22 protein-coding genes and 1 tRNA gene are annotated in these 23,047 nt (G+C 37.8%); 10 read left to right on the top strand and 13 right to left on the bottom strand.

Annotation, left to right across the window (positions count from 1 at the left end):
• Positions 1-4: 4 nt before the first annotated feature.
• The 3 genes from rsmD to rplI all read right to left on the bottom strand — a co-directional run bounded on the left by rsmD (position 5) and on the right by rplI (position 2,148).
• A complete protein-coding gene (gene rsmD, locus PHX18_01175) occupies positions 5-550 on the bottom strand; it encodes a 16S rRNA (guanine(966)-N(2))-methyltransferase RsmD (protein ID MDD3593220.1) in 546 nt (181 codons plus the stop codon).
• Entirely contained in the window at positions 550-1,515 is a 966-nt protein-coding gene (locus PHX18_01170) for a 3'-5' exonuclease (protein ID MDD3593219.1), read from the bottom strand. The genes rsmD and PHX18_01170 overlap by 1 nt, the downstream gene beginning before the upstream one ends.
• Before the next feature lie 132 nt (positions 1,516-1,647).
• On the bottom strand, positions 1,648-2,148 hold the full coding sequence (gene rplI / locus PHX18_01165; protein MDD3593218.1) for a 50S ribosomal protein L9: 501 nt from the start codon (positions 2,146-2,148) through the stop codon (positions 1,648-1,650).
• A 133-nt stretch (positions 2,149-2,281) separates the two neighbouring features.
• On the opposite strand from rplI, the gene PHX18_01160 reads away from it, so the two are divergent.
• From PHX18_01160 to PHX18_01135, 6 genes are read left to right on the top strand one after another with little or no spacing between them, the layout of a single operon-like run.
• Positions 2,282-3,091, top strand: a complete 810-nt coding sequence (locus tag PHX18_01160; protein ID MDD3593217.1) for an S-methyl-5'-thioadenosine phosphorylase — start codon at positions 2,282-2,284, stop codon at positions 3,089-3,091.
• The gene (locus tag PHX18_01155) at positions 3,088-3,366 is read left to right on the top strand and encodes a YggT family protein (protein MDD3593216.1); all 279 of its coding nucleotides are present in this window, start codon (positions 3,088-3,090) and stop codon (positions 3,364-3,366) included. The genes PHX18_01160 and PHX18_01155 overlap by 4 nt, the downstream gene beginning before the upstream one ends.
• Before the next feature lie 4 nt (positions 3,367-3,370).
• On the top strand, positions 3,371-4,042 hold the full coding sequence (locus PHX18_01150) for a PHP domain-containing protein (GenBank protein MDD3593215.1): 672 nt from the start codon (positions 3,371-3,373) through the stop codon (positions 4,040-4,042).
• Entirely contained in the window at positions 4,020-4,217 is a 198-nt protein-coding gene (gene thiS, locus PHX18_01145) for a sulfur carrier protein ThiS (protein MDD3593214.1), read from the top strand. The genes PHX18_01150 and thiS overlap by 23 nt, the downstream gene beginning before the upstream one ends.
• An 11-nt stretch (positions 4,218-4,228) precedes the next feature.
• Positions 4,229-5,503 (top strand): O-acetylhomoserine aminocarboxypropyltransferase/cysteine synthase, encoded by a 1,275-nt coding sequence (locus PHX18_01140; protein MDD3593213.1) that lies wholly within the window; start codon positions 4,229-4,231, stop codon positions 5,501-5,503.
• 54 nt (positions 5,504-5,557) lie between these two features.
• Positions 5,558-6,370 carry a hypothetical protein gene (locus PHX18_01135; protein MDD3593212.1) on the top strand — a complete coding sequence of 271 codons (813 nt, stop codon included), beginning with the start codon at positions 5,558-5,560 and terminating at the stop codon, positions 6,368-6,370.
• Between the two features lie 46 nt (positions 6,371-6,416).
• Here the strand turns inward: PHX18_01135 and topA are convergent, their stop codons facing one another.
• From topA to glgP, 3 genes are all read right to left on the bottom strand, one after another.
• On the bottom strand, positions 6,417-8,732 hold the full coding sequence (gene topA / locus PHX18_01130) for a type I DNA topoisomerase (protein ID MDD3593211.1): 2,316 nt from the start codon (positions 8,730-8,732) through the stop codon (positions 6,417-6,419).
• On the bottom strand, positions 8,732-9,871 hold the full coding sequence (gene dprA / locus PHX18_01125) for a DNA-processing protein DprA (GenBank protein ID MDD3593210.1): 1,140 nt from the start codon (positions 9,869-9,871) through the stop codon (positions 8,732-8,734). Before dprA ends, topA begins: the two co-directional genes overlap by 1 nt.
• 95 nt (positions 9,872-9,966) lie before the next feature.
• Entirely contained in the window at positions 9,967-11,661 is a 1,695-nt protein-coding gene (gene glgP / locus PHX18_01120; protein MDD3593209.1) for an alpha-glucan family phosphorylase, read from the bottom strand.
• Between the two features lie 288 nt (positions 11,662-11,949).
• Here glgP and PHX18_01115 point away from each other — a divergent pair, with 288 nt between their 5' ends.
• Entirely contained in the window at positions 11,950-12,267 is a 318-nt protein-coding gene (locus PHX18_01115) for a hypothetical protein (protein ID MDD3593208.1), read from the top strand.
• 148 nt (positions 12,268-12,415) lie between these two features.
• On the opposite strand, the gene PHX18_01110 is transcribed toward PHX18_01115, so the two are convergent.
• From PHX18_01110 to PHX18_01085, 6 genes are all read right to left on the bottom strand, one after another.
• On the bottom strand, positions 12,416-13,273 hold the full coding sequence (locus PHX18_01110) for an HDIG domain-containing protein (protein MDD3593207.1): 858 nt from the start codon (positions 13,271-13,273) through the stop codon (positions 12,416-12,418).
• A 15-nt stretch (positions 13,274-13,288) separates the two neighbouring features.
• Positions 13,289-14,644: a FliI/YscN family ATPase gene (locus PHX18_01105; GenBank protein ID MDD3593206.1), complete on the bottom strand. Its 1,356-nt coding sequence runs from the start codon at positions 14,642-14,644 to the stop codon at positions 13,289-13,291.
• A gap of 45 nt (positions 14,645-14,689) precedes the next feature.
• Positions 14,690-15,310 carry a dTMP kinase gene (gene tmk / locus PHX18_01100; GenBank protein MDD3593205.1) on the bottom strand — a complete coding sequence of 207 codons (621 nt, stop codon included), beginning with the start codon at positions 15,308-15,310 and terminating at the stop codon, positions 14,690-14,692.
• A gap of 2 nt (positions 15,311-15,312) precedes the next feature.
• Positions 15,313-16,299, bottom strand: coding sequence for an electron transfer flavoprotein subunit alpha/FixB family protein (locus tag PHX18_01095; GenBank protein ID MDD3593204.1), 987 nt, complete (start codon positions 16,297-16,299; stop codon positions 15,313-15,315).
• Between the two features lie 976 nt (positions 16,300-17,275).
• Positions 17,276-18,172 carry a hypothetical protein gene (locus PHX18_01090; GenBank protein ID MDD3593203.1) on the bottom strand — a complete coding sequence of 299 codons (897 nt, stop codon included), beginning with the start codon at positions 18,170-18,172 and terminating at the stop codon, positions 17,276-17,278.
• Positions 18,173-18,324: 152 nt separating this feature from the next.
• Positions 18,325-19,317 (bottom strand): methionyl-tRNA formyltransferase, encoded by a 993-nt coding sequence (locus PHX18_01085; GenBank protein ID MDD3593202.1) that lies wholly within the window; start codon positions 19,315-19,317, stop codon positions 18,325-18,327.
• A 126-nt stretch (positions 19,318-19,443) separates the two neighbouring features.
• Here PHX18_01085 and PHX18_01080 point away from each other — a divergent pair.
• The 3 genes from PHX18_01080 to hydE all read left to right on the top strand — a co-directional run bounded on the left by PHX18_01080 (position 19,444) and on the right by hydE (position 22,114).
• Positions 19,444-19,519 (top strand) — tRNA-His (locus PHX18_01080).
• Positions 19,520-19,931: 412 nt separating this feature from the next.
• Entirely contained in the window at positions 19,932-20,978 is a 1,047-nt protein-coding gene (locus tag PHX18_01075; protein MDD3593201.1) for a hypothetical protein, read from the top strand.
• A gap of 83 nt (positions 20,979-21,061) precedes the next feature.
• Positions 21,062-22,114 carry a [FeFe] hydrogenase H-cluster radical SAM maturase HydE gene (gene hydE, locus PHX18_01070; protein ID MDD3593200.1) on the top strand — a complete coding sequence of 351 codons (1,053 nt, stop codon included), beginning with the start codon at positions 21,062-21,064 and terminating at the stop codon, positions 22,112-22,114.
• On the opposite strand, the gene cysK is transcribed toward hydE, so the two are convergent.
• Positions 22,111-23,046: a cysteine synthase A gene (cysK, locus tag PHX18_01065; protein MDD3593199.1), complete on the bottom strand. Its 936-nt coding sequence runs from the start codon at positions 23,044-23,046 to the stop codon at positions 22,111-22,113. The genes hydE and cysK overlap by 4 nt on opposite strands.
• Position 23,047: the final 1 nt, after the last annotated feature.

Genomic DNA, 23,047 nt, shown 5'->3' with positions numbered 1-23,047 from the left:
ATTATTATATCGATATAAAATAAAGCTTTGTATCGCCGTAAAGTTTTTGGGTTCTTATTGTAAGATTTAATTCCTTGGTTAAATCCTCAAACTCCTTATCCTTTGGGCATTCTATTATGATTATACCGTTCGAATTGAGGAGTTTTTTTGATACAATAATTTTTAATGCACTTTCAGCTAAATCACTTTTATAAGGAGGGTCAAGAAAAATAAAATCAAATTGGTCTTCTTTAAAATAATCAAGGGCTTTTATTGCGTCTTTTAAATAAGCTTCGTATTCAAATTCAAATTGAGAGAGATTTTCTTTCAAAAGTTTAAAATGCCCGGGATTTTTTTCAACGAAAATAATTTTCTGTGCTCCTCTTGAAGCTGCTTCCAGCCCTATAATTCCGCTGCCTGCAAATAAATCCAGCCAAACCGTACCTTCTGTTTGGTTTTGTAAAATATTAAAAATACTTTCTCTGGTTTTAGACAGAGAGGGTCTTATATTTTTTGAGTCAATAGTTTTAACTTGTTTTTGTCTGAATTTGCCTGCGGTAATTCTCATCATTAATCGTTTTCGTGGCTGCCGTTACCGTTGCCGTTACCATTCCCGTTACCGTTTTTAGAGGCTTTGACAATGTTAACGCTTTTGTTTTCAGAAAATCCTGTCCTTGCAGAGCGTAATATTTCTTTTACATCATCATCAAGACTTTTACTCAAAACCATTCTGTCTAATAAACCGCTGTTTAATTTGATGACTTTATTAATTGATTCAATTTCATCAAGGCAGGGTCTGATTTTTTCAAAGTCATAAGTATAACCTGATTTAGAGTTATAGACCAAAGTTTCGCCGGTAACTGACATAACTTCATCGCCGCCGTTTTCAAAATAAACTTTAAATATTGATTTTAAGTCCAAAAGTTCCGACTGCATTACCTGAATGGCATTTTGGACTCTAAGGTATCTTTCAAACAGATAGGGAACATTTTCGCATTGCGAAAGCTGCCAGGCGCATTTTTTATCATAGAGTTTTTTAAGTTTTGGGAAAGCCTGCGCAAGTCCCATTGTGTCAGCCATGGCACGGTGTCTTGTTGAAAATATAACCTTCATCCTTGTCATTAAGGCTTCCAGCCCGTGGGAGGCTTCTTCCGGGAAAACTTCTTTAAACATAGCCTGAGAATCTATTATATGATTTGTAAGTTCTTTTCCGTAGAGATTTTTAGTCGCTCTGTTTAAAAAGCTGTAGTCAAAAATCACGTTATGTCCGACAAGGGGATAGTCCCCTATAAATTCCAAAATCGCGGGCATGATTTCTTCATAAACGGGTTGGTTTTCTACTTCTTCTTGAGAAATACCATGCACCAAAAAACTTGAGTGTCTTATTGGCTGCTGCGGATTTATTAAAGTTTCAAATGTTTCTGTTATTTTATTGCCAACCAGCTTTACAGCGGCAAATTCAATCATTTTTTCTTTATAGACATCAAGTCCTGTTGTTTCAACATCGAGTACAATATAGGTTTGTTTTTTCTTCATCTTAATTCCTTGTGAACCTAATAATATAGTAGCAAAAAAATACCTGCGTTACAAATAGGTTAAATAACAGCGAAATTTTGGCACAAAAAAAGGTATAAATTCTATACCTTTTTTGTTTATGTATTGGAAAAATTAATTTTCTTCAGTTTCTTGTACTTCTTCAATGATAGATTCTTTAATAATTTCAATGGCTTTTACTTCAATGCCGATTTTTGTAGAAACTTTTGAAGATAATTTAATCAATAGCTCATAGCTTCCGATTTGGTTAATAGGTCTGTCTAAAGAAATATTTTTTCTGTCAACTTCTATGCCTGATTTTTCGGCAATAACATCAGCCAGTTTCTTTGTAGTAACAGCGCCGAAAAGCTTTCCTTTTTCGCCTGCTTTGGCTTCGATTGTAACCACTTCAAGAAGGTTTATTTTTTCCGCTTTTTCTACGGCTTCCTGATGTAATTTTTCAGCTTTGGCTTTGATGCGGACCAAATTTCTCTCTCTGTTAGCCAAAGCTCCTTTTGTAGCAGCTTCTGCCATATTGTTAGGTAGTAAATAGTTGCGGGCATAACCGTCTTTTACTTCTACCACATCACCTGTTTCGCCTACTGATTGTACGTCTTTTTTTAATATAACTTGCATGATGACTCCTCGTTGTTTCTTTTTAATCTATAGATAAAAGTTATCATGAAAAAATTTAACGGTCAAACGCATTGTAAATATATTGATTTTGGGTGATAATATTTTAAGCGGTTTAGTCTGATGAGGAGCGGCTATGTTTAATGACGTTAAAGAAAAAGCTGACATAGGTATTTTTGGCGGCAGCGGATTTTACAAATTTTTAGATGATATTAAAGAAGTTCAAATAGAAACCCCCTACGGTTCACCCTCAGACAGTCTTATGCTAGGTACAATATGCGATAAAAAAGTTGCATTTTTGCCGCGCCACGGCAGAAAACATACAATTTTGCCCCATCAAATTAACTATCGCGCTAACGTTTGGGCGATGAGAGCTTTAGGGGTTAAGAGGGTTATTTCGCCTTGTGCGGTAGGCAGCCTGCAAAAAGAAATTGCACCGGGTGATTTTGTCATTGTTGACCAGTTTGTCAATTGGACTTCAGGCAGAAAAGATACTTTCTTTGAAGGTCCGATATGTACACATATTAGCGCTGCAGACCCTTATTGTCCCGAGCTTCGTGATTTAGCAGTTCAAGCGGCACAAAAGAATAATGTAACTGTTCATCAAACAGGTACAATGCTTGTTATTAACGGTCCGAGATTCAGCACAAAAGCCGAATCAAAATTCTATACTTCTCAAGGCTGGAGCGTTATAGGAATGACCAACTACCCTGAAAGCCATTTGGTGAAAGAATTTGACATGTGTCCTGTTACCATTTGTCTTGTTACGGACTATGATGCCGGTTTGGTAAGCGATACAGAGCCGGTTAGCCATAGCGCCGTAATAGAAGTATTTGAAAAAAACATTACCAATTTGAAGAAAGTATTGTTCGATTTAATTGAAGTTATTCCGCAAGAGCAGAAAAATTGTTACTGTTTTGAAACTTTAAAAAGAGGACGTTTATGATGTCAATAGCAATTATTATAAATGGTATAAATTTGTTTTTTGAAATTCTTATATGGACTCTTTTAGTCAGAATTTTACTGTCCTGGGTTCCTAATATGAACTGGTACAGCGGTTTTGGCAAAACTTTAAAGGATATTACAGACCCTATTTTAACTCCTTTCAGAAACCTTATACCGCCTATATCAGGAATAGATTTATCCCCGATTGTGGCTTTTATTGTATTAGGACTTGTGCAAAGGGTAGTTATAATGCTCCTTTTACAAATAGCAGGCTAGCGTGATGAAAGACTTTTTAGCAAATATAAAAAAAGAGGATTTTTTTAATACGGTGGATTTGCATATTCACACCGACTGTTCCGACGGTGAAAACACTCCGCAGCAAGTCGCTGATGCCTGCAAGGAAAAAGGGTTTAAAATTATTGCTATAACAGATCACAATGTTGTTGCCGCCCATAATCAGGTGCAAAGTGATGATGAAATTCAAATTATTAAAAGCGTTGAATTTGACTGCTGGCACGGATATGTATACATGCATATTTTAGGTTACGGGATTGATGTAAATCATCCTGAATTAATCAAGCTTTATGCAAAAAACAAGCTTTGTGCCACAAACGATATTATAAGATTAATCAATTACAGGAGCGCAAAAGCTGTTATAAAGGCAATTAAGGCTGCAGGCGGTATAGCGGTTTTGGCTCATCCTGCATGCTGCTGGAGCTTAAATTTGAAAAACACCGTAAAAAAATTAATAACGTACGGGCTTGACGGATTGGAAACAAATTATGCTTATCGCAGGCACAGGAGTATAATAAAATTTTATGAAGCTTCTGATGTCGAAAAAATCGCACAAGAGCTGAATTTATTGCAAACAGGCGGAAGTGATTCTCACAGCGTGGAAGCTATAATAAAAAAAGGCGAAATAAGCGAAAATGAATGTAATCTTAAACGGTAAAAATATTAATATTAAAGAAAACGCTACTATTTTGGATTTAATAGAATTTGCAAATGTAAAGTCCAAAATGTTTGTAGTGGAAAAAAACAAGGAAATCATTTACAAAGAAAATTATTGCACGATATTACAGGAAAACGACGGCATAGAAATTGTCGGATTTTTTGGCGGCGGTTAAGGAGAAAAATTATGAAAGACAGCACTATAGAAATTCATGGCGCACAGGAACCTGATAAAGCTACGAATTCAAGAGCGTTACCGATTTATCAAACAACGGCATTTGCTTTTGACAGCTCCGAACATGCGAAAAATCTGTTTAATCTCACTCAGGCGGGTAATATTTATACAAGGCTTATGAATCCTACTACCGATGTTTTGGAAAAACGCCTTGCAATGCTTGAACATGGCGCAGCTGCTTTGGCGGTATCTTCAGGTATGTCTGCGATTTTTTATACAATTTTAAATATTGCTATGCAAGGCGATGAGATTGTTTCTTCAAGCTCTATTTACGGCGGAACTCATACGCTGTTTCAAAATACCCTGCCTAATTTAGGGATAAAAACACACTTTGTTAAAAGCGCAGACCCATTGGAGTTTGAAAAAGCAATTACTCCCAAGACAAAACTTATTTTTGCGGAAACCATCGCTAATCCCCGTTTAACCGTTGCTGATATAGAAGGATTAGCCGAAATTGCACACAAACATAATATTCCGCTTGTCATTGATTCAACGGTTTCAACCCCGAGTTTGCTTAAACCTGTTGATTTTGGTGCAGATATTGTAATTCACTCTGCTACCAAATATTTAGGCGGGCATGGCACCAGTATGTGCGGAATAGTGGTAGACAGCGGTAAGTTTGATTGGACAAAATCAGGCAAATTCTCTACCCTTACAGACAAAGACCCGAGTTACCACGGCTTAAGCTATACGGAAGCTTTTGGCAACTGCGCCTTTATAGCCAAAATGAGGGTTAAAATCCTTCGTGATACGGGAGCTGCGCTTAGTCCTTTTAACGCGTTTTTAATATTACAGGGAATAGAAACTTTAAGTCTGCGTATGAAAAAACACAGCGAAAATGCCCTTAAAGTTGCAGAGTTTTTAAAATTACATCCGGGTGTGGGCTGGGTAATTTATCCCGGGCTAAAAGATGACGAAAATTATACCCTTGCTCAAAAATACCTTCCCAGCGGTCAAAGCGGAATAGTGGCTTTTGGCATAAAAGGAGGCAAAGAAGCGGGAGTAAAATTTATAGATAGCGTAAAACTCTTGTCCCACATAGCTAATATTGGTGATGCCAAATCCTTGGTCATTCACCCCGCAAGCACTACCCATCAGCAGCTTAACCCCCAAGAGCAGGAAGCTGCCGGCTTGAGTGAAGATTTTATCAGGTTAAGTATTGGCATTGAGGATATAGAAGATATTATTGAAGATATTAATCAAGCCTTGGAAAAATCACAAATTTAGCATATTGCATAACAAATTTTTTTTATCTTGAGATTTATATGATTGAGGTTAGTTATGCAAGTTAATTTTTTTAAACCTTATAATGTATCTCAATTGTCTGCCAAAAAGCAGGAAAATACAGCTGCCGTGAATAATACGTCTTTTGGAAGTATTACCAGAATAGTTACAACTCCTGCAGGAGAAATGCTTTATAGGAATAACAGCAATTTTTTCAGATGTGATTTGGATTGGAGCAAAGCAGCAGACTATATAATACAAAAATTTCCCGATGGCACCAAAATAAGAAGCTTTGCCTGCTCAGACGGTTCTGAACCTTATTCTCTTGCAATGATATTAATCGATAGATTAGGATTAAATCAGGCAAAAAAATATTTTCCTATAATGGCCAATGACGTTGATAATGACATGATTGCAAAAGCCAAAAAAGGGATATTATTTATTGATTATATCGATATAATTTTAAGTTTAAAAAATTTAAAAAATCTTACGATGGGTGATTTTTTTAAAAAATCTGTTGAAGTTAACAAGGCATCCCGTAAAAGCGGTTATTTCGAACTGCGCGACGTTGTCAAAGATACGGTGCAATTTGCTCGGGCAGATGCGCTCGCGGTAGCTCAGAATAATCCGATACCTTCAATTGTTCTGGCAAGGAATTTTTTACCGTATTTGCCTCAGGCAAAACGTTCTGCACTGATAGAAACGATTGCGTCCAAAATGCCGAAAAACGGGCTGTTGTCTTTGGGCAGATATGATTTTAACGGTGATGCATGCTCTGCTTACAGCTCACAATATTTAACAACCTGCTTGAAGGCGAATAACTTTAAAGAACTGAACAATCTGTATAACACCTTTACTAAAATCGGTTAATCAACCCTTAGGTCAAATTTCAAAATAATTAAACAGACCCGGAACTTTATTTTTCTTCCCGCGATACTGTTTGTTTATAATCACATGTTTTCGATGAACATTCTATTTTTTCACCGCTTTTTAGGAATTTTTTTACCAACAGTGCGCCGCATTTCGGGCATTTTTCACCGGTAGGCAAATTCCATAATGCGAAATCGCAATCGGGGTATTTATTGCAGGCATAGAATATTTTTCCGTAGCGTGATTTCTTCTGTATAATTTCTCCGCTACAACCGTCCTTGGGACATTTTACACCTGTTTTTACAACTATTTTTTGCCTGTTTTTACAATTTTCATCAACGCATTGCAAATACTGTCCGTAAGGTCCGTGCTTTACAACCATATCACCGCCGCATTTAGCGCATTTTTCTTCGCTGACCTGCTCTTGTACAGATTCTGCTGCTGCCTCCCCGTTTTGAGCCGTCATCGGCAGCATAGTTTTGCACTCCGGATATCCGCTGCAGCCTAAAAATTGTGTTCCCCAGCGGCTTGTTTTGACAAGCATATCTTTGCCGCAGTTAGGGCATTTTACATCTGATACGATTTTTACTTTTTCCATATTTTCATCGGCTTTATTAACAATTTCAATAAACGGTGTGTAAAAATCATGAATTACTTTTTTCCATTCCGCTTTATCCTCTGCAATCTCGTCCAAAGTTTGCTCCATATTAGCCGTGAAATTGTAGTCAACAATGTTGCCGAAATGGTTTATCAGCTGGGTGTTAACAGTTTTGCCCAGAAGTGTCGGACGAAGTGATTTTTCAATCTTTTCTATATATGTTTTTTGCTGGATTTTAGAAATAATAGGCGCATAGGTACTTGGTCGTCCTATTCCTTTTTCTTCCAGTACTTTAACAAGACTGGCTTCCGAATAACGCGGCGGAGGTTGCGTAAAATGTTGCGTAGGGTTGAGCTTGCGAAGTACAAGTTTATCGTCTTTTTCTAAATCAGGGATGCTTGAATCCTGCTCGTCTTCTTCTCTGTCATCATATACCGCCAAAAATCCGTTAAATAAAATTTTGCTTGCACTCATTCTGAAAGTATAATCAAGCGCGTCAATCTCTACAGCTTTATTTTCAACTCTTGCGCTTTCCATCTGGCTTGCCATAAATTTATCCCAAATAAGCTTATACAGCTTAAATTGTTCTGATGTAAGATACGCTTTAAGCGATTGCGGAGTTCTTTCCACATAGGAAGGTCTGACAGCTTCGTGAGCGTCCTGAACATTTTTGCCTTTTTTCTTATACACTCTTGGTGTTTTAGGGTAATATTCCTTGCCGTAGCGGCTCTCTATAAAGTCTTTTGCCGCAGCTTGAGCATCATCTGAAATTCTTGTACTGTCGGTTCTCATATAGGTGATAAGGCCGACAGGACCTTCAGCGCCCAATTCAATACCTTCATAGAGCTTTTGTGCAATCTGCATTGTCTTTGCTACGCCATAGCCTAAACGGTTGCTGGCTTCTCTTTGCAGGGTGCTTGTAATAAAAGGCGCCTGAGGGTTTCTTTGGGATTCTTTTTTTGTTGTTTTGGAAACTTTAAATTCTACGCCTTTAGCTTCCAGTGCATCGGTGATTTTTTTGGCTTCTTCTTCGTTATTTATCTCTATTTTATTGCCTTGAAACTTAACTAATTCAGCACTAAATTGGGCAGTTGATTTAACTTTGCTTAAGTCGGCGGAAATTTTCCAATATTCCTGCGTAACAAAAGCTTCTATTTCTTCTTCTCTTTCGCAAATCAGACGAAGGGCTACACTTTGTACACGCCCTGCCGAAAGCCTGTTATTGCTTAATTTTTTCCAAAGAACGGGGCTTATTTTATAACCGACCACTCTGTCTAAAATTTGCCTTGTCTGCTGTGCTTTTACCCTGTTCATATCAATATCGCGAGGGTGGTTAACAGCTTCTGTAATCGCTTTTTGGGTTATTTCATTAAATTCTATACGCAAAATTTTAGAATCATCTACATCCAAAACCTGTGCAATATGCCAGGCTATGGCTTCTCCCTCACGGTCAGGGTCGGGGGCAAGATAAATTTTGGAAGCTTTTTTCGCATTTTTGCTAAGTTCTGCTACTACTTTCTTTTTATCAGGGATAACTTCGAACACGGGTTCAAAGTTGTTTTTCACATCTACTCCCAAAACTTTTTTGGGAAAATCTCTGATATGCCCGTAACTTGCTAAAATTTTGTAATTGCTGCCGAGCATTTTGTTAATGGTTTTGGATTTTGCAGGCGACTCTACTATTACAAGATAGTTATCCTTTGGGGCCGCAGGCTCTTTGGTTGTTTTTACTTTAGTTGTTTTTTTGCTCTCTTTTGTTGCCATTAATTAATTCTCATATATGTTTCACCGGGTAATTGTTTAATTACTCCCTTTAGTTCCAATGTTGTCAAAATGACCATTACATCACCGACATCAAATTTTGTCAGACTTATGATTTTGTCAGAACCCGACGGTTCCAAGCTTATTATGTCATAAACAATTTTCTCTTCTTCGGTTAAGTCTACAACAGCCTGATTATTAACGCAAGTGGTATTTTTTTCTTCCCATCCCATATAGTTCAAAATATCCGCTCCGCAAGTAACAAGTCCGGCGCCGTCTTTCAATAGTTTGTGCGTGCCATACGTATTGGGGTTTGAAATTATTCCCGGCAAACACATTAATTCGCGATTTTGTTCCAAACACAGCCTTGCCGTGATTAACGCTCCGCTTTTTTCACCTGCTTCAGATACAAGCGTACCTTTGGATAATCCGCTTATAATACGGTTTCTTAACGGAAATCTGAACGCTTCGGGGAAAACACAGGGATGGTATTCGCTGACTAATGCTCCTCCCGCTTTAACAATTCTTTCAAAAAGTTTTGCATTAGATTTAGGGTACAAGTTATCAAATCCGCCGCCTAAGACAGCTATTGTTTTTAACCCGGCATTAAGCGCCGCTTCATGGGAAACCGTATCAATGCCTTTGGCGCCGCCGCTGACTATTGTCAAATCGCTGCCGTTAAGTTCGCTGATAATTGATTTTGTGCTTTCTACAGCGTTAAAACTGCAATTTCTGCTGCCTACTGCAGCAAGAGCGAATTCTAAATTTATTTTAGGAAAATTACCTTTATAAAACAATGTTGCAGGCGGGTTGTAAATTTGCTTTAGAATAGGCGGATAGCTTTTGTCTAAAATAGTTATAAATTTTACTTCTTTTTTTAAAAGCTCTTTTTCCAAGGCTTCGATATCAATCTCTTTTTGTTTTTGTTTGAATTTTTCTATGGTAGCGAGTTTTAACCTACAAACCTTTTCAGGTTCTTCATAAGAAGCGGTTAAAACCATTGCGGAGGCAAGCCAATCTGCTGTTGAAGCCTCCCAGGCTTCTTTCATACTGCCGAATTTCTTATATATATCAGACAGGGTCATACTCCCTATGCCGTCAGTCTTTGCAAATGCAAGCCAATATTTTTGTTCTTTGTTCATAAATATTAAAATAACACACACTTATTTTTATGCAAAGTACAAAAAAATCCCCTAAACACAGGTTCAAGGGATTTTTTAATTTGATTAAAAACAAACTATTTAATATTAGAGTATGTCCATGCATCCAAATTAGCTTTTGATTCTTCTTGCAAATCCTCATCGGCATAATCAGGGTTGCTGCCATCTCTGTGAGCTATGGGTTTATATAGTCTATTATAGTATTCAATAACCATTCTGTCAGAGTTGAAGTAACCTTCAGAAATTCTTACAGCCTGACGCAACAAGTACGCCCAGCGGTTTTTATCTTCGTAATATGTAGGAATAATATCTTTTTCAATTACGTTCATAATATATTCGTGGTCTTTCCAGTGTCTTTCTTCCCATGGAATATCATCATCCAAGCCGGGATATTCAACACTGTAACCGTTAATACCGTTAAATGTACCCTCAACAGTCCAACCGTCATAGATAGACAGGTGGATTGCGCCGTTCATATTAGCTGACATACCTGACGTACCTGAAGCTTCAAACGGTCTTAAAGGAGTGTTCAACCAAACGTCGGTACCTTTTTTCAACAACGCACTAAGTTCAAGTTCGTAGTTTGGAAGGACTACAACATTCTTAAGTTCGTTTGACTGGTGAAGAATGTTGTTAAACATTTCACGTCCCATAGTATCATCCGGGTGGAATTTACCCGAAAAAATAAGTTGAATTTTATTTTCGTTAAGAAGTTTGGAAATTCTGTCTCTGTCCATCAGAATTAACCAGGCTCTCTTATAATCGGCAAATCTTCTTGCCCAGGTAATTGTAAGTACGTTAGGGTCAAACATTTTTCCGGTAGTACTTGCAATGTATTTGAACAATTCTTTTTTCATTTCAATTTTAGCTGATAACAAATCTTCAAAAGTTTTAGCCTGCCCGATTCTTTCATCTTGCCAATAGTGCAGGTTAACAGCGTTGGTAATAGCTGTGATAGGACACTTGCCTTCAACCCATTGCCACATTTTGTTAGAAACAAGTCCATGCAGTTGTGATACGGCATTAGCAATTCTGCTCATCCTAAGCGCTGCAACGGTTAAAGAGAAATCTTCGCCGCCAAGTCTTATAGCGGTTTCTTTTGAAGTTCCTGCAAAAAATCCTGCTTCATAAAGTAAATCAACTTTGTGAACTTCGTTACCTGCCGCAACAGGGGTATGAGTTGTAAATACGGTTTTTTCTTTAACTTTATCAAGATTGCCGTTATACATTCTTAAAAGTTCAAATGCTGCAGGAAGTGCATGTCCTTCGTTCATATGAAGTGTATCAAAATTATAACCTGCTGTTAAAAGCACTCTTACACCCGCAATACCCAGTATAATTTCCTGGCTTACCCTGATTTTTTCGTTTCCGTCATAAAGTCTGTGAGAAATTTTTCTGATTTCTTCGGGGTTTTCTGGAATATCGGTAGTTAACAGATAAACAGGACAGGTACCGAATAATTGAGGCTCTACTTTGTAAGCTTTTACTTTTACATTTTGTCCGAAAACTTCGACATCTACGGTAATATTTGTATCCGTCAAGAAGTCATAATGTTTTCTTAAATAAGCAACTTCAACGTTGTTATTTTGATCAATTCTTTGGTCATAGTAGCCGAAAGACCATAAAAATGTTACACCAACCATAGGTAATCCCAAATAACCTGCTGATTGCATATGGCTGCCTGCCAAAAACCCTAAACCCCCTGAATATGTGCTAAGAGATTGGTCTAAAGCCATCTCCATCGAAAAATACGCAACTTTTGGTAATGTCATATTTATTTTTCCTTCTCATTTAACTATAGAGCATATCACTTTATTTTAATACGAATATGTAAAACTACAAATTTTTTGGAAAAAGATATTTTGCAGCATGGATAACATTCTAACATAAAACTTTTACAATATCACTAATAGCGAGAGAAATTGGAATTTTTACAAATAATCTTGCAATTTTTCACGATTTAAAAAATATAAAGTTTTGTAAATAAAAATCCTCCAAAGACTATTTGAAAAGCAGGTGTAAATATTGTAAAATTATCCTGTCAGTTAAAAAGATATGTTATGAAAAAACTATTTTTATTAGTATTTATATTTGCTGCTGCAATACCTGCTTTTGCTGATACTGCGGCAAAAATAAGGCAGGTAAATATAACTCCTGACAGACAGGAGCTGTTTATGCAAAGAGCGCAAAAAAATGAAATGAAATATGAAAAAGAGGCTGCAAATAAAAAGGTTATAAAGCAGGAAAAGCCTTCTTCCCAAGGAACTTCTAATTTTAAATATGATGATGCAGAGTTACGCAATAGTAATTTTTATAAGTTTTTAGACAGCAATTTAAACTATTCCAAAGAAAGTGATGCTTATTCAGAAGGCAAATAGCCCAACCTGCATAAGCTGTTATGTCGAGAAGCGAAGCAAGATAAGCATCTTACCAATAGGTATGGATAGATACTGAACCAAGTTCAGTATGACAGCTTTTTTTGCTATGACAACTCTTAAGCCCTTCACCTCTTAAACTCTCAGCTGCTCAGCTTCCCAGCTGCCCAACTTCTTTAATATTTTCAATATCCGCTGTTGTAATAGCGCCGAATTTTGCTGAAATATCATCGATATGATGCATTAAATAAATTTCAGGCTCAAGATTTTTTTCGTCCAGGTCAATAATGGCGCCCCAGTCTTTGCGTCCGTGGTGTCCTGCTATAATTCTTGCAAGGTCATAAAATTCGTTTTGATTAGCCCACGCAAAACCGTACTGCGTATGGCTCACCCAGCGTTTGATAAAACTTTCGTCCACTTCGACAAACCCTGATTCAACATCAATTTTGTATTCAAAAATTTTCCCAAAATCGTGCATTAAACAGGCTGTAATTATTAAATCTTCATCAACAGGACGTATAAAACAATCAAAATTAGCCTTTGCAATGCAGACACACTCCGATATATGTTCAATTAAACCGCCTACATAATTATGGTGGTTGTTTTTGGCTGCGGGCGCGATTTTTAAAAGGTCTTCATATTCTAAATAAAGTTCTTTCAAGGCTAAACGATAACCGTCGTTTTTTATTAAATCAATAACCCCTGTTAAATGTGTAAAAAGCTCATCAACTTGCGTTTTTGACAAGCCTGCAAGCGTTTCTTTTACAAGGGTCATTCTTTTTATTATCAGATTTTTGTACTGTTCTGAATATGTGCCTTCCTCAACGTATACTATATTATTGGCCTTGAAATATCTTTTTTCGTATTTGTTTAAATCTTCTTCCCAAAGCTTTGCGTTAAAAATTTCGCCTGATTCAACCGCTTCTAACGTTAAATTCCCCATAGTTTTTTTCATTTTCGTTTCAGATGTTGAAAATGATAAAATTTTGTACTCCTGATTGATATTCATTAATTCCTCTTTCTACTAATATATATGCACATCTCTCATCATATCTTTGAGCGTTTGTGTAGTGCTTTCCATACTAACGCTGTCTTTAACGCTTTGCTGCAAAAACCTGTTTATATTAGGCATCATTTCAATAGCTATATCAAGCTTAGGGTTAGACCCGGGTTGATACATACCTACATCGATTAAGTCCTTACTGTCGCGGTAAACTGCAAGAAGCGTCCTGAGTTTGGCGGCAGCTTCCTGCTGTTCTCTGTCAGTGATTTCCGTAAAAAGTCTGCTTATACTGCCCAAAATATCAATCGCCGGATAATGGTTCATTTCGGCAACCCTTCTGTTTAAAAATACGTGTCCGTCTACAATACCTCTGACGGTATCTACTACAGGGTCATTAATATCTTCGCCCTCCATCAATACTGTATAAAAGGCGGTTATAGAGCCTTTTGGACTTGTTCCCGTACGCTCGAGCGCTTTTTGAAGCCATGAGAAAATTGAAGGCGGATAACCTTTCATAGTAGGAGGCTCACCGATAGAAAGCCCGACCTCTCTGCCTGCCATCGCACATCTTGTTATTGTATCCGTCATTAAAAATACTTTTTTGCCCTGATCTCTAAAATACTCACACACAGCCGTCGCAGTCAAAAGGGCTTTCATTCTGATTAAAGGTGGCTGGTCTCCTGTAGAGCAGACAAGGACGGATTTTTTCATGCCTTCTTCACCAAGGCTGTTTTCTATAAACTCTTTTACTTCCCTGCCGCGTTCTCCGATAAGCGCCATAACATTGACATCGGCTTCGGAGTTTCTTGCAATCATACCAAGCATAGTACTTTTCCCCACTCCTGAACCCGCAAATAAGCCCATACGCTGCCCTGCGCCGAAGGTTAGAACAGAGTCTATAGCCCTGACTCCCGTAGAAAAAGTTTTTGTAATGATGGGGCGGTTAAATGCGTCCGGCGGAGAGTTTTCTATGCTTACCCATTGCGCGCCCGTGGTATTTAGAGGTCTGCCGTCCAACGGTTCACCTAACGGATTTATAAGTCTGCCAAGCAAAAAATCGCCAACCGGAATAATAACCGGCTGTCTTGTACTTGATACCAAACTTCCCTGCCCTATTCCGGTTCCGTCATATAAAAGCAAAAGCTGCGCTACATCGCCTTTAAAAGCAACAACCTCGGCGGGCTTTTTTTCGCCTGCCTGCGTTTCTATATAGCAAAGGTCACCGATTTTCAGACCCGGAAGTTTTACCTCTACAGTTAAACCCAAAAGCTTTGATACACTGCCTTTGTAGTCATAAAGCGAAGTATCTTTGAGGATTTGAGAAGTCCGTTGTTTGATTTCTTCTACAGAAGTTTTTTGATTAGATTGCACACTCATACCTAAAATTATATAACATTACAGAAAAATTGTCACAGCAAAAGCTTATTGCTCTAATTTTTTATTAATGATTTTTTTTGTTTGTTCAAATACTTCGTCTATGTTTTTATTGGCGTCTATAATTTCGAACCGCTGAGCAAACCTTTTTGCCAGTTCAAGATATCCTAACCTTAATTTTTTATGAAAGGCATATCCCTCTTGTTCAAGCCGGTCTTTGGTTTCACCGACTCTTGTCATAGCTGTGTCTGTTTCTACATCGTACAAAATAGTTAAATCGGGGACTAAACCGTCTGTTGCTATCTCATTGAGTTTTACAATCCGCTCTATATCAAGCCCGCGTCCGTAGCCCTGATAGGCAACAGAAGAATCTGTATGGCGGTCGCAAAGTACAATTTCGCCACGCTCTATCGCGGGGATGATAACAGTTTTGACGTGCTGCGCCCTGTCTGCCATATAAAGCAAAAGTTCGCAAAGTGAATCTACATAACCGTCATAATGAAGCAAAATTTTCCTTATCTCCGCACCAAGTTCGCTTCCGCCGGGTTCACGCGTTAAAAGGCATTTGTACCCTTTGTTTTCCAAATATTCTTTTACTTTGTTAACCTGTGTGGTTTTCCCTGAACCGTCCGCACCCTCAAACGTAATAAACAACCCTTTTTTTGACATAATTATTTCTTCTCCGACTTCTCAATTAATACGGGCAAAATTTCTATTGCATCGCCCACAATACAATAATCAGCTATTTTAAAGACGGGTGCATTCGGGTCTTTATTTATAGCAATAATTTTTTCCGAGGTTTTCATTCCCTCCAAATGCTGAATTGCCCCTGATATACCACAGGCAATGTATATTTTGGGAGAAACGGTTTTGCCTGTTTGTCCTATTTGAATACTGTGGTCGCACCAGCCTAAATCAACTATTCCTCTTGAAGCGGCGGCTTTGCCGCCTAAATTATGCGCAAGCTTTTCTATAAAGACAAAATTTTCTTTGTTCTTCAGCCCTTTGCCGCCTGCAACTATAATTTCCGCCTCTTCTATAGAAGCGCATTCCAAAGCCTTTTGCACAAAATCAAGAACGTTTATTTTTGAATGAATATCGGAAAAATCAACCTGAATTTCTTCAACCTGAGCTTTTTTATCAAAAACGGGTTTTGGTTTTTTAAATACTTTTGGTCTTACAGTAGCCATTTGAGGCAGATTACGGCATAAAATAGTTGCCATCAATTCGCCGCCAAAAGTAGGTCTTGTTGCAGCCAGTTTGCCCTGCTCATTTATATCAAGCGAAGTGCAATCAGCAGTCAATCCGGTGTTCAATGCCGCTGCAACCCGCGGAGCTAAATCACGTCCCAAGGCGGTTGCCCCTATTAAAAATATTTCGGGTTGCTTTTTCTCAACAAACTCTAAAACAGCCTTTTGAAAGTACAAAGCGTTATATTCAGCAAGTTTTTCATTTTGGATTAAATAAACCTTATCAGCCCCGCCTTGTTCTAATTGAGAAATCAAATGAGAGCAATCCCCCCCGTTATGCAAAAGTAAAACGCCGACTTCCCTGTCATCAAGTTTTTGGGCTAATTGATTTGCCGCACCGAGAAGTTCAAGTGAAACATCTTCAAGCCGGTTATCTTTATTAAGTTGGGCAAAAATACTTACTTTCATAATTTTACCTTAATGCTTTGTTGTCGCTTTCTTATCTTAGCATAATTTACAAGATATAAAAAAACTATTGCGCAAGTTGCGGATTTGCGGGTCACTGGCAAACTCATAGTTTTCTCCCGGCGACGGGTTGGCTTCCCAACTTCTCAGCTTCTCATCCTCCCAGCTGCCTAACTTCCTTAAGCTCTTCACCTTTTCAGCCCAAAAAACAACTGTTACCCTGAATTTATTTGACAAAGGGAACAGACTCATCAATTTGTCTATTGGACAGATGCTGAAACAAGTTCAGCATGACATTAAGAACCCTTAAGCTCTTCACCTTTTCAGCCCAAAAAACAACTGTTACCCTGAATTTATTTGACAAAGGGAACAGGCTCATAATTCGCCTATTGGACAGATGCTGAAACAAGTTCAGCATGACATTAAGAACCCTTAAGCTCTTCACCTTTTCAGCCCAAAAAACAACTGTTACCCTGAATTTATTTGACAAAGGGAACAGACTCATCAATTTGTCTATTGGACAGATGCTGAAACAAGTTCAGCATGACATTAAGAACCCTTAAGCTCTTCACCTTTTCACCTCTTAAACTTAATCCCAGCTTCTCAGCTTCTTTAAGCTCTTCAGTCAGCCTGATGCAAATCCGCTGTCTTGGATTTGCACAACTCATAATGCTTGAGTTTCATTTCGACATTTTGCTTTCGCAAAAGTCTTCATTTCACAGCATTATTCGAACAGACGGCGTTCCTTCACTTCGTTCAGTCAGCCTGATGCAAATCCGCTGTCTTGGATTATGCGGGTACGCATAGCCTTCTATTTCGCCTCAACATTTTTCTAACGAAAAAGTTTTAGCTCAATTCGGCTATTGCTCTTACGGGACTAGTCTTGCTCCGCAAGCCGTCGCCCTACCGCAAATCCGCAATAAAAAAGCCAAACGTAAGTCTGGCTTGAAAAGGAGGTCGAAATTTATGAAAACTTTTGTTATGCGAAAGTTTTGAAAGTTTGTTCGATATTTTTGTCGATAACTTTTTTAACAGCATCCATTTCGGTTTGAATTGCTTGTTGTTCTGTATCTAACTGTTTTAATTGTAATTCTAATGTTTTATCCGATTGATGGATTTCTTCTATTTTTGCATTTATTTGATCCAAAGCTAATTCATATTCTTGTGAATCTGCTTCGTATAAAACCATTGCCGCAGAATACTGAGCCTGATTTTTGTCTACAGTTTTACTGAATCCTGATGCTATTTGCTGCGGTCTGTCAGAAGGTTCATCTGCTTTCATATTTTCATCGGTTGGTTTAATATCATAAATTGCGCTGCTTTTTACGTTGGAGAATGTTTTCCACGCAGACATTGCATAGTTGTAAGCTTGAACATAAGCAGGAAGTTCATCTGTACCGTTTTTAGCTGCAAATATTCCTGTCTCAGAGTCCCAGGTATAGTTAGCATTTTCATCAACTACAGGTGCTAAAAATTGTACTTTACTTCCGCTTGAATCATAACCTGTTTTGTAAGTACAATAAGGTTTATTAGGCTCTGCTTTGCCGCTTTCCTCATCGTATAGAGGCATATTGAAGTCTGTAAATGTCGGTGCAGAACCTGCATAATACAAATACATATTATCCATTGATGTTTGATCTGCAGGAAATGCTGTAGGATTACTCCAATCAAATTTTGGAAAAGTTGGAGGATTAAGAATGTAAGTATACATAGAAGGAGTGGTTGGCGGTCTGAGTTGATTTAATTGGGAATATAAATCAGCTGATTGGTTAGCCAAAGCAGTTCTTGCCTGGTTCACCTGTTGACCTTGGAATTCTACGTTCGTTTGTCTTGCAGTTAAGCATAAAAATCTTGTTTGACTGGCTGATAAACCCATTGTCCTGACCTCTTTTTCATTAACTTGTACTTAGGTTATCGGCATTTTGAAAAAAACCTTTAGGATTTAGGGTTTTTATATTAAGAAATATTAACAAAAAGCTTTTTTATAATGACTTAAAATTCACTATTGGCAATGATTTTAGGCATATATTAACAAAATGATTTTAACGCTTTAATAAAGAGTTTTGTTAAGAATTGTTTACAAAAACCGTATAATTTTACCTTTGAAAACACTATCCCCATGCCGGGTTCCTGTGTGGCACAAAGCAGCCAATCATCACCTTTGGCAAGGATTTGCCCGTTTTTTGCTTCCATGAAACTTGTTTTAGTTCTATATTTTTTGTCATGTACTATAAAATAATTGTCGTTAAAGTCTACTATACTTGCTTTTTGGACTTTTAAGAAGTTATTTTTTGCCTTTATATAGCAGCATGCCCATGGGTCAAAACCCCTTATTTTGTTATACATTTCTCTTGCGGTCATGGAAAAATCTATATATATATCTTTATTAGTAATGCGTTTAAAATATGAGGCTTTGGATTCATCCTGCTTTATTGGCACTAAAGAAGCAGTTTCAATGCCGTCATAAAGCTCTTTAAGCGCTTTTCGCGCTGTTTGGGTACAGCGAAGTTTCAGACTGTAACCGTTATCATCGTCTAAAATCGGCACTTCCTTTTGAAGCAATATAGGACCTTCGTCATATTTTTCGGTCATTAGATGAAAAGTAACCCCTGTTGTTTTTTCACCTGCAACAATAGTTGATAAATAAGGGTTAGGACCTCTATGGGCAGGCAAAAGTGAGGGGTGAGCGTTAATTGTGCCAAGTTTCGGGGCTATAATAATTTCCTTTTTAAAACGCTCTCCCCAAGAACCCACAAGCACAATATCAGCATTCAGCTTTATAACTTCTTTTTTAAACTGCGGTGAGTTAACCTTTGGCGCTTTAATTTCGTATATTTTTTTGGATTTTGCTATCAGTCTGAAATCTGACGGTGCAAACCAGTTTTTGAAAAATTGAACCCATAAAGGCAATGATACGCTGTCATACCCTAAAAACCCCACGACCTTATGCCCTGCTTCCAAAGTTCCCAAGAGCAAAGACGCCGCCATTTCACCCGTTCCAACCACAATTACTTTTAACATATTTAGATTATATAAAATATAGTGTTAACGGGCAATCTGTTCCTATTTAAATTGTACATCTTCCCGGGCATGGGCTTGTTAAAAAATTTTTATTTGTTATTATGTATGTGGAAACTGTTTACTATGGCGGGTGTCGCCAAGTGGTTAAGGCCTCGGGTTGTGGTTCCGATATACGTGGGTTCAATTCCCATCACTCGCCCCATTTAAAATAAAAATGGCTCTCTTTAGAGGGTCTTTTTTATTTTGTTAGGTCGTTTGAAATAAGAACCCACACAAAACATGGTTTTGTTTTGGGTTCAAGCGGATTTTTGGTAGGGCGACGGCTTGCGTAGCAAGACTAGTCCCGTAAGAGCAAATAGTCGAATTAGGCGAAAACTTTTTCGTTAGAAAAATGTTGTAGCGAAATAGAAGGCTATGCGTACCCGAAAATCCAAGACATTCCCATCACTCGCTCCATTTAAATAAGAATGACTCTCTTTAGAGTGTCTTTTTTATTTTTAGCTCCGTAAGGGGCTTTTTTGCTGTTTATAGTTTAAGTTTTGGTAATAATATTGTCAAAAAAAGCAATTTTTCAGCTTCACGGGGTTTTACTGCAATAAAGCAGCAGGTTGACCATGAACAGTGTCAGTTTCAAATCAAATAACAATACAGAACAAAAGTTCGTAAACCAAAGCAGACCGCAGCAACAATATTATACAGCTCAATCGGTAAGGTCAAGCGATGATATAGGTACGGACTTGTTATACGGCTCGGCATTAGGTGTCGGGGCTTGGACTGTTGTGAGCCAAATCCAGAAATTCTTAAGCGGTAATTTTTTAAGCAAAATAATGATTTACTTCGGCAAGAAAATTGAGCAATCAAAGCTGCGTGATTTAATTAACTCAATGTATGAAAAATCAAATATAGGAAAATTCGGGGTTAAGACTGCGCTGGTAAAGAATATAAACGGTGATATAAATAATGCCTGCTATTCAATGAAAGACAAAATGGTATATTATACCAAAAATACTCTTTCTGCCCTTCCTCACGAATTAGGTCATGCAATTATTGATAACAAGACAAAGTTTATGAGCTTTTTGCAAAAGAATTTTTACGGCAAGCCGTTTATGATTTTCAACTATTTATTCTTAGCTGCTATGGGGCTTAATATTGCAAGTAAGCAATTGAGAAAGCAAGACGGCGGCAAATATGAACTTTTAGAAAAAACCAACAAATTTGTGGATAAACACTACACACTGATTGGTATGCTTGGATTTGCGCCTCTTCTTTTATCTGAATTCGGTGCTTCTGCCATTGCTGTATCGTATGCTATTAAAAATAAAAACTTTGGACGAGGCAACCTGATTAAATTAATTGCCAGCTATGCTGCTGCTTTTGGTACATATCTTATGGCTACTTTTGGAACTTTGTTCTTAACTGATAAGGGGCTTGAGCTTACTCAAAGAGGAAAAAGACAACAGCAGCAAAATATTGCGAAGGTTCGCAATAATGCTGCAAACAATATGAAAAATCAAATGAAAATAACAAATGAAGTTAAAAAACCGCCTGAAGCAAAGCCTCAAGAGAATAAATCCGCTGTCGTTGCTGTTATTAACAGACCGCTGCCGGATGTTTTCAAACAATTCGCTTTAAAACCCGCACAAATACATCATGAAAGTTAATTATTAATTATCCGGCTGTTACTCTTTTATAAAGGTTTTGCTTTCTGCTATACTTTAGGTAGTGTCAGTTATTAAATTTACTTATGCAACATATAGAAGAAATTTTACAAAAAGCCTCTGAGGCGCATAATTTATCGAAAGAAGAAATTCTTTTGCTTTTGCGGGAAGAAAAAAATCCCGGGCTTATTTTTCAAACTGCTGATGAGGTCAGGAAAAAATATATCGGTGATGAAATTCACCTGAGAGGATTGATAGAATTTTCAAATATTTGCAAATGTGATTGCATTTATTGCGGTTTAAGGTACGAGAATAAGCACCTTGAAAGATATCGTCTGAGCAAAGACGAAATCATAGACTTTGCGCGCAAAGGCGCTGAAATGGGCTATAAAACCGTTGTTATGCAATCAGGCGAAGATATTTATTTTAATACGGATTTAATGTGCGAAATAATAAAAGAGGTCAAAAAATTTGATTTAGCAATTACTCTCAGCATAGGTGAAAGAAGTTATGAAGATTACAAAGATTTTAAAGAAGCGGGCGCAGACAGGTATTTGCTTCGCATAGAAACTACGGACAAAGATTTATACAATACAATGCACCCTGATATGAGTTTTGATAATCGTCTGCAATGTTTAAAAAATCTCAAATCATTAGGATATGAAGTCGGTTCGGGGTGTCTTGTCGGATTGCCTGAACAAACTTTGTCTTCTTTGGCTGACGATATTTTCTTCTTTAAAAACAATGACTTTGATATGATAGGTATAGGACCTTTTATCCCCAACCCCAACACGCCTTTGGCGGGGTTTGAAGGACAGTATGATAATTTCACGTTAAGCCTGAAAGTTATGGCAATAACAAGGCTGCTGCTGCCTGATATAAATATTCCCGCCACAACGGCGATGGAGACGCTTAACCCCAATGGCAGAATTATTGCGCTAAAATCAGGCGCAAATGTTGTTATGCCTAATATTACGGAAGGCGACTACCGCAGAAAGTATGAAATCTACCCTAATAAAATCTGCATAAATGATACCCCGTCAAAATGCAGAGGCTGCATAAGCGGCAAAATCAATATGATCGGGCGCAAGGTATCTTCCGAATACGGGTTTAGGAAGAAGAATATAAAATCTTCTTAATCTTTTAAATTTTCAAAAAGTACGCTGCTTAAGTATCTTTCGCCTGTATCAGGTAAGATTACTACAATATTTTTGCCTTTGTTTTCTTCTTTTTTAGATAACTCTAATGCCGCCCACAAGGCTGCGCCTGAAGATATGCCTATTAACAACCCTTCTTCAAGCGCTGCCGCTCTCGCTGTTTTAATGGCGTCTTCGTTAGCTACGGTAATGATTTCATCAACCACGGTTTTATCAAACGTATCAGGCACAAACCCTGCTCCGATTCCCTGAATAAGATGGCTGCCCGGTTGACCTCCTGATAAAACAGGACTGGCAGCGGGTTCTACCGCAATGATTTTTATTGCAGGGTTTTGTTCTTTTAAAAATTTCCCTACCCCTGAAACAGTTCCGCCTGTGCCTACTCCTGAAACAAAAATATCTGTTTTTCCTTCGGTTTCTTTCCAGATTTCACGTGCAGTGGTTAAGTAGTGTATTTCCGGATTGGCAGGATTGTTAAACTGCTGCAGAATATAAGAATCCGATATTTGTTCATTTAATTTGTTTGCTTTTTCAATAGCGCCTTTCATCCCTTTTGCGCCTTCGGTTAAAACAAGCTGCGCACCGTAAGCTTTTAGGAGCATTCTTCGCTCTAAACTCATTGTTTCGGGCATTGTAAGGATAAGTTTATACCCTTTTACCGCAGCAATAAGAGCAAGTCCTATACCCGTATTTCCGCTTGTAGGTTCAATAAGTACGGTAATGCCGGGGGTGATTACCCCTTTTTTTTCGGCGTCTTCAATCATGCTTAAAGAAATCCTGTCTTTTACGGAGCCTGCAGGGTTAAAGGATTCAATTTTTGCAGCAATATTTGCAGCATTGTTTCGGTTTAACTTATTTATTTTTACTATGGGTGTATTGCCTATAAGTTGTGTTATGTCGGAATGTATGGTCATA

The sequence above is a fragment of the Candidatus Gastranaerophilales bacterium genome (assembly GCA_028696075.1).
GTDB lineage: Bacteria > Cyanobacteriota > Vampirovibrionia > Gastranaerophilales > JAILCC01 > JAQVHS01.
This window is presented reverse-complemented; position numbering and strand designations above follow the sequence as displayed.

What these genes read in the sequence shown, in the direction of transcription:
- rsmD (MDD3593220.1), bottom strand. Translation starts at nt 550, where the DNA reads ATGATGAGAATTACCGCAGGCAAATTCAGACAAAAACAAGTTAAAACT.
- PHX18_01170 (MDD3593219.1), bottom strand. Translation starts at nt 1,515, where the DNA reads ATGAAGAAAAAACAAACCTATATTGTACTCGATGTTGAAACAACAGGA.
- rplI (MDD3593218.1), bottom strand. Translation starts at nt 2,148, where the DNA reads ATGCAAGTTATATTAAAAAAAGACGTACAATCAGTAGGCGAAACAGGT.
- PHX18_01160 (MDD3593217.1), top strand. Translation starts at nt 2,282, where the DNA reads ATGTTTAATGACGTTAAAGAAAAAGCTGACATAGGTATTTTTGGCGGC.
- PHX18_01155 (MDD3593216.1), top strand. Translation starts at nt 3,088, where the DNA reads ATGATGTCAATAGCAATTATTATAAATGGTATAAATTTGTTTTTTGAA.
- PHX18_01150 (MDD3593215.1), top strand. Translation starts at nt 3,371, where the DNA reads ATGAAAGACTTTTTAGCAAATATAAAAAAAGAGGATTTTTTTAATACG.
- thiS (MDD3593214.1), top strand. Translation starts at nt 4,020, where the DNA reads ATGAATGTAATCTTAAACGGTAAAAATATTAATATTAAAGAAAACGCT.
- PHX18_01140 (MDD3593213.1), top strand. Translation starts at nt 4,229, where the DNA reads ATGAAAGACAGCACTATAGAAATTCATGGCGCACAGGAACCTGATAAA.
- PHX18_01135 (MDD3593212.1), top strand. Translation starts at nt 5,558, where the DNA reads ATGCAAGTTAATTTTTTTAAACCTTATAATGTATCTCAATTGTCTGCC.
- topA (MDD3593211.1), bottom strand. Translation starts at nt 8,732, where the DNA reads ATGGCAACAAAAGAGAGCAAAAAAACAACTAAAGTAAAAACAACCAAA.
- dprA (MDD3593210.1), bottom strand. Translation starts at nt 9,871, where the DNA reads ATGAACAAAGAACAAAAATATTGGCTTGCATTTGCAAAGACTGACGGC.
- glgP (MDD3593209.1), bottom strand. Translation starts at nt 11,661, where the DNA reads ATGACATTACCAAAAGTTGCGTATTTTTCGATGGAGATGGCTTTAGAC.
- PHX18_01115 (MDD3593208.1), top strand. Translation starts at nt 11,950, where the DNA reads ATGAAAAAACTATTTTTATTAGTATTTATATTTGCTGCTGCAATACCT.
- PHX18_01110 (MDD3593207.1), bottom strand. Translation starts at nt 13,273, where the DNA reads ATGAATATCAATCAGGAGTACAAAATTTTATCATTTTCAACATCTGAA.
- PHX18_01105 (MDD3593206.1), bottom strand. Translation starts at nt 14,644, where the DNA reads ATGAGTGTGCAATCTAATCAAAAAACTTCTGTAGAAGAAATCAAACAA.
- tmk (MDD3593205.1), bottom strand. Translation starts at nt 15,310, where the DNA reads ATGTCAAAAAAAGGGTTGTTTATTACGTTTGAGGGTGCGGACGGTTCA.
- PHX18_01095 (MDD3593204.1), bottom strand. Translation starts at nt 16,299, where the DNA reads ATGAAAGTAAGTATTTTTGCCCAACTTAATAAAGATAACCGGCTTGAA.
- PHX18_01090 (MDD3593203.1), bottom strand. Translation starts at nt 18,172, where the DNA reads ATGGGTTTATCAGCCAGTCAAACAAGATTTTTATGCTTAACTGCAAGA.
- PHX18_01085 (MDD3593202.1), bottom strand. Translation starts at nt 19,317, where the DNA reads ATGTTAAAAGTAATTGTGGTTGGAACGGGTGAAATGGCGGCGTCTTTG.
- PHX18_01075 (MDD3593201.1), top strand. Translation starts at nt 19,932, where the DNA reads ATGAACAGTGTCAGTTTCAAATCAAATAACAATACAGAACAAAAGTTC.
- hydE (MDD3593200.1), top strand. Translation starts at nt 21,062, where the DNA reads ATGCAACATATAGAAGAAATTTTACAAAAAGCCTCTGAGGCGCATAAT.
- cysK (MDD3593199.1), bottom strand. Translation starts at nt 23,046, where the DNA reads ATGACCATACATTCCGACATAACACAACTTATAGGCAATACACCCATA.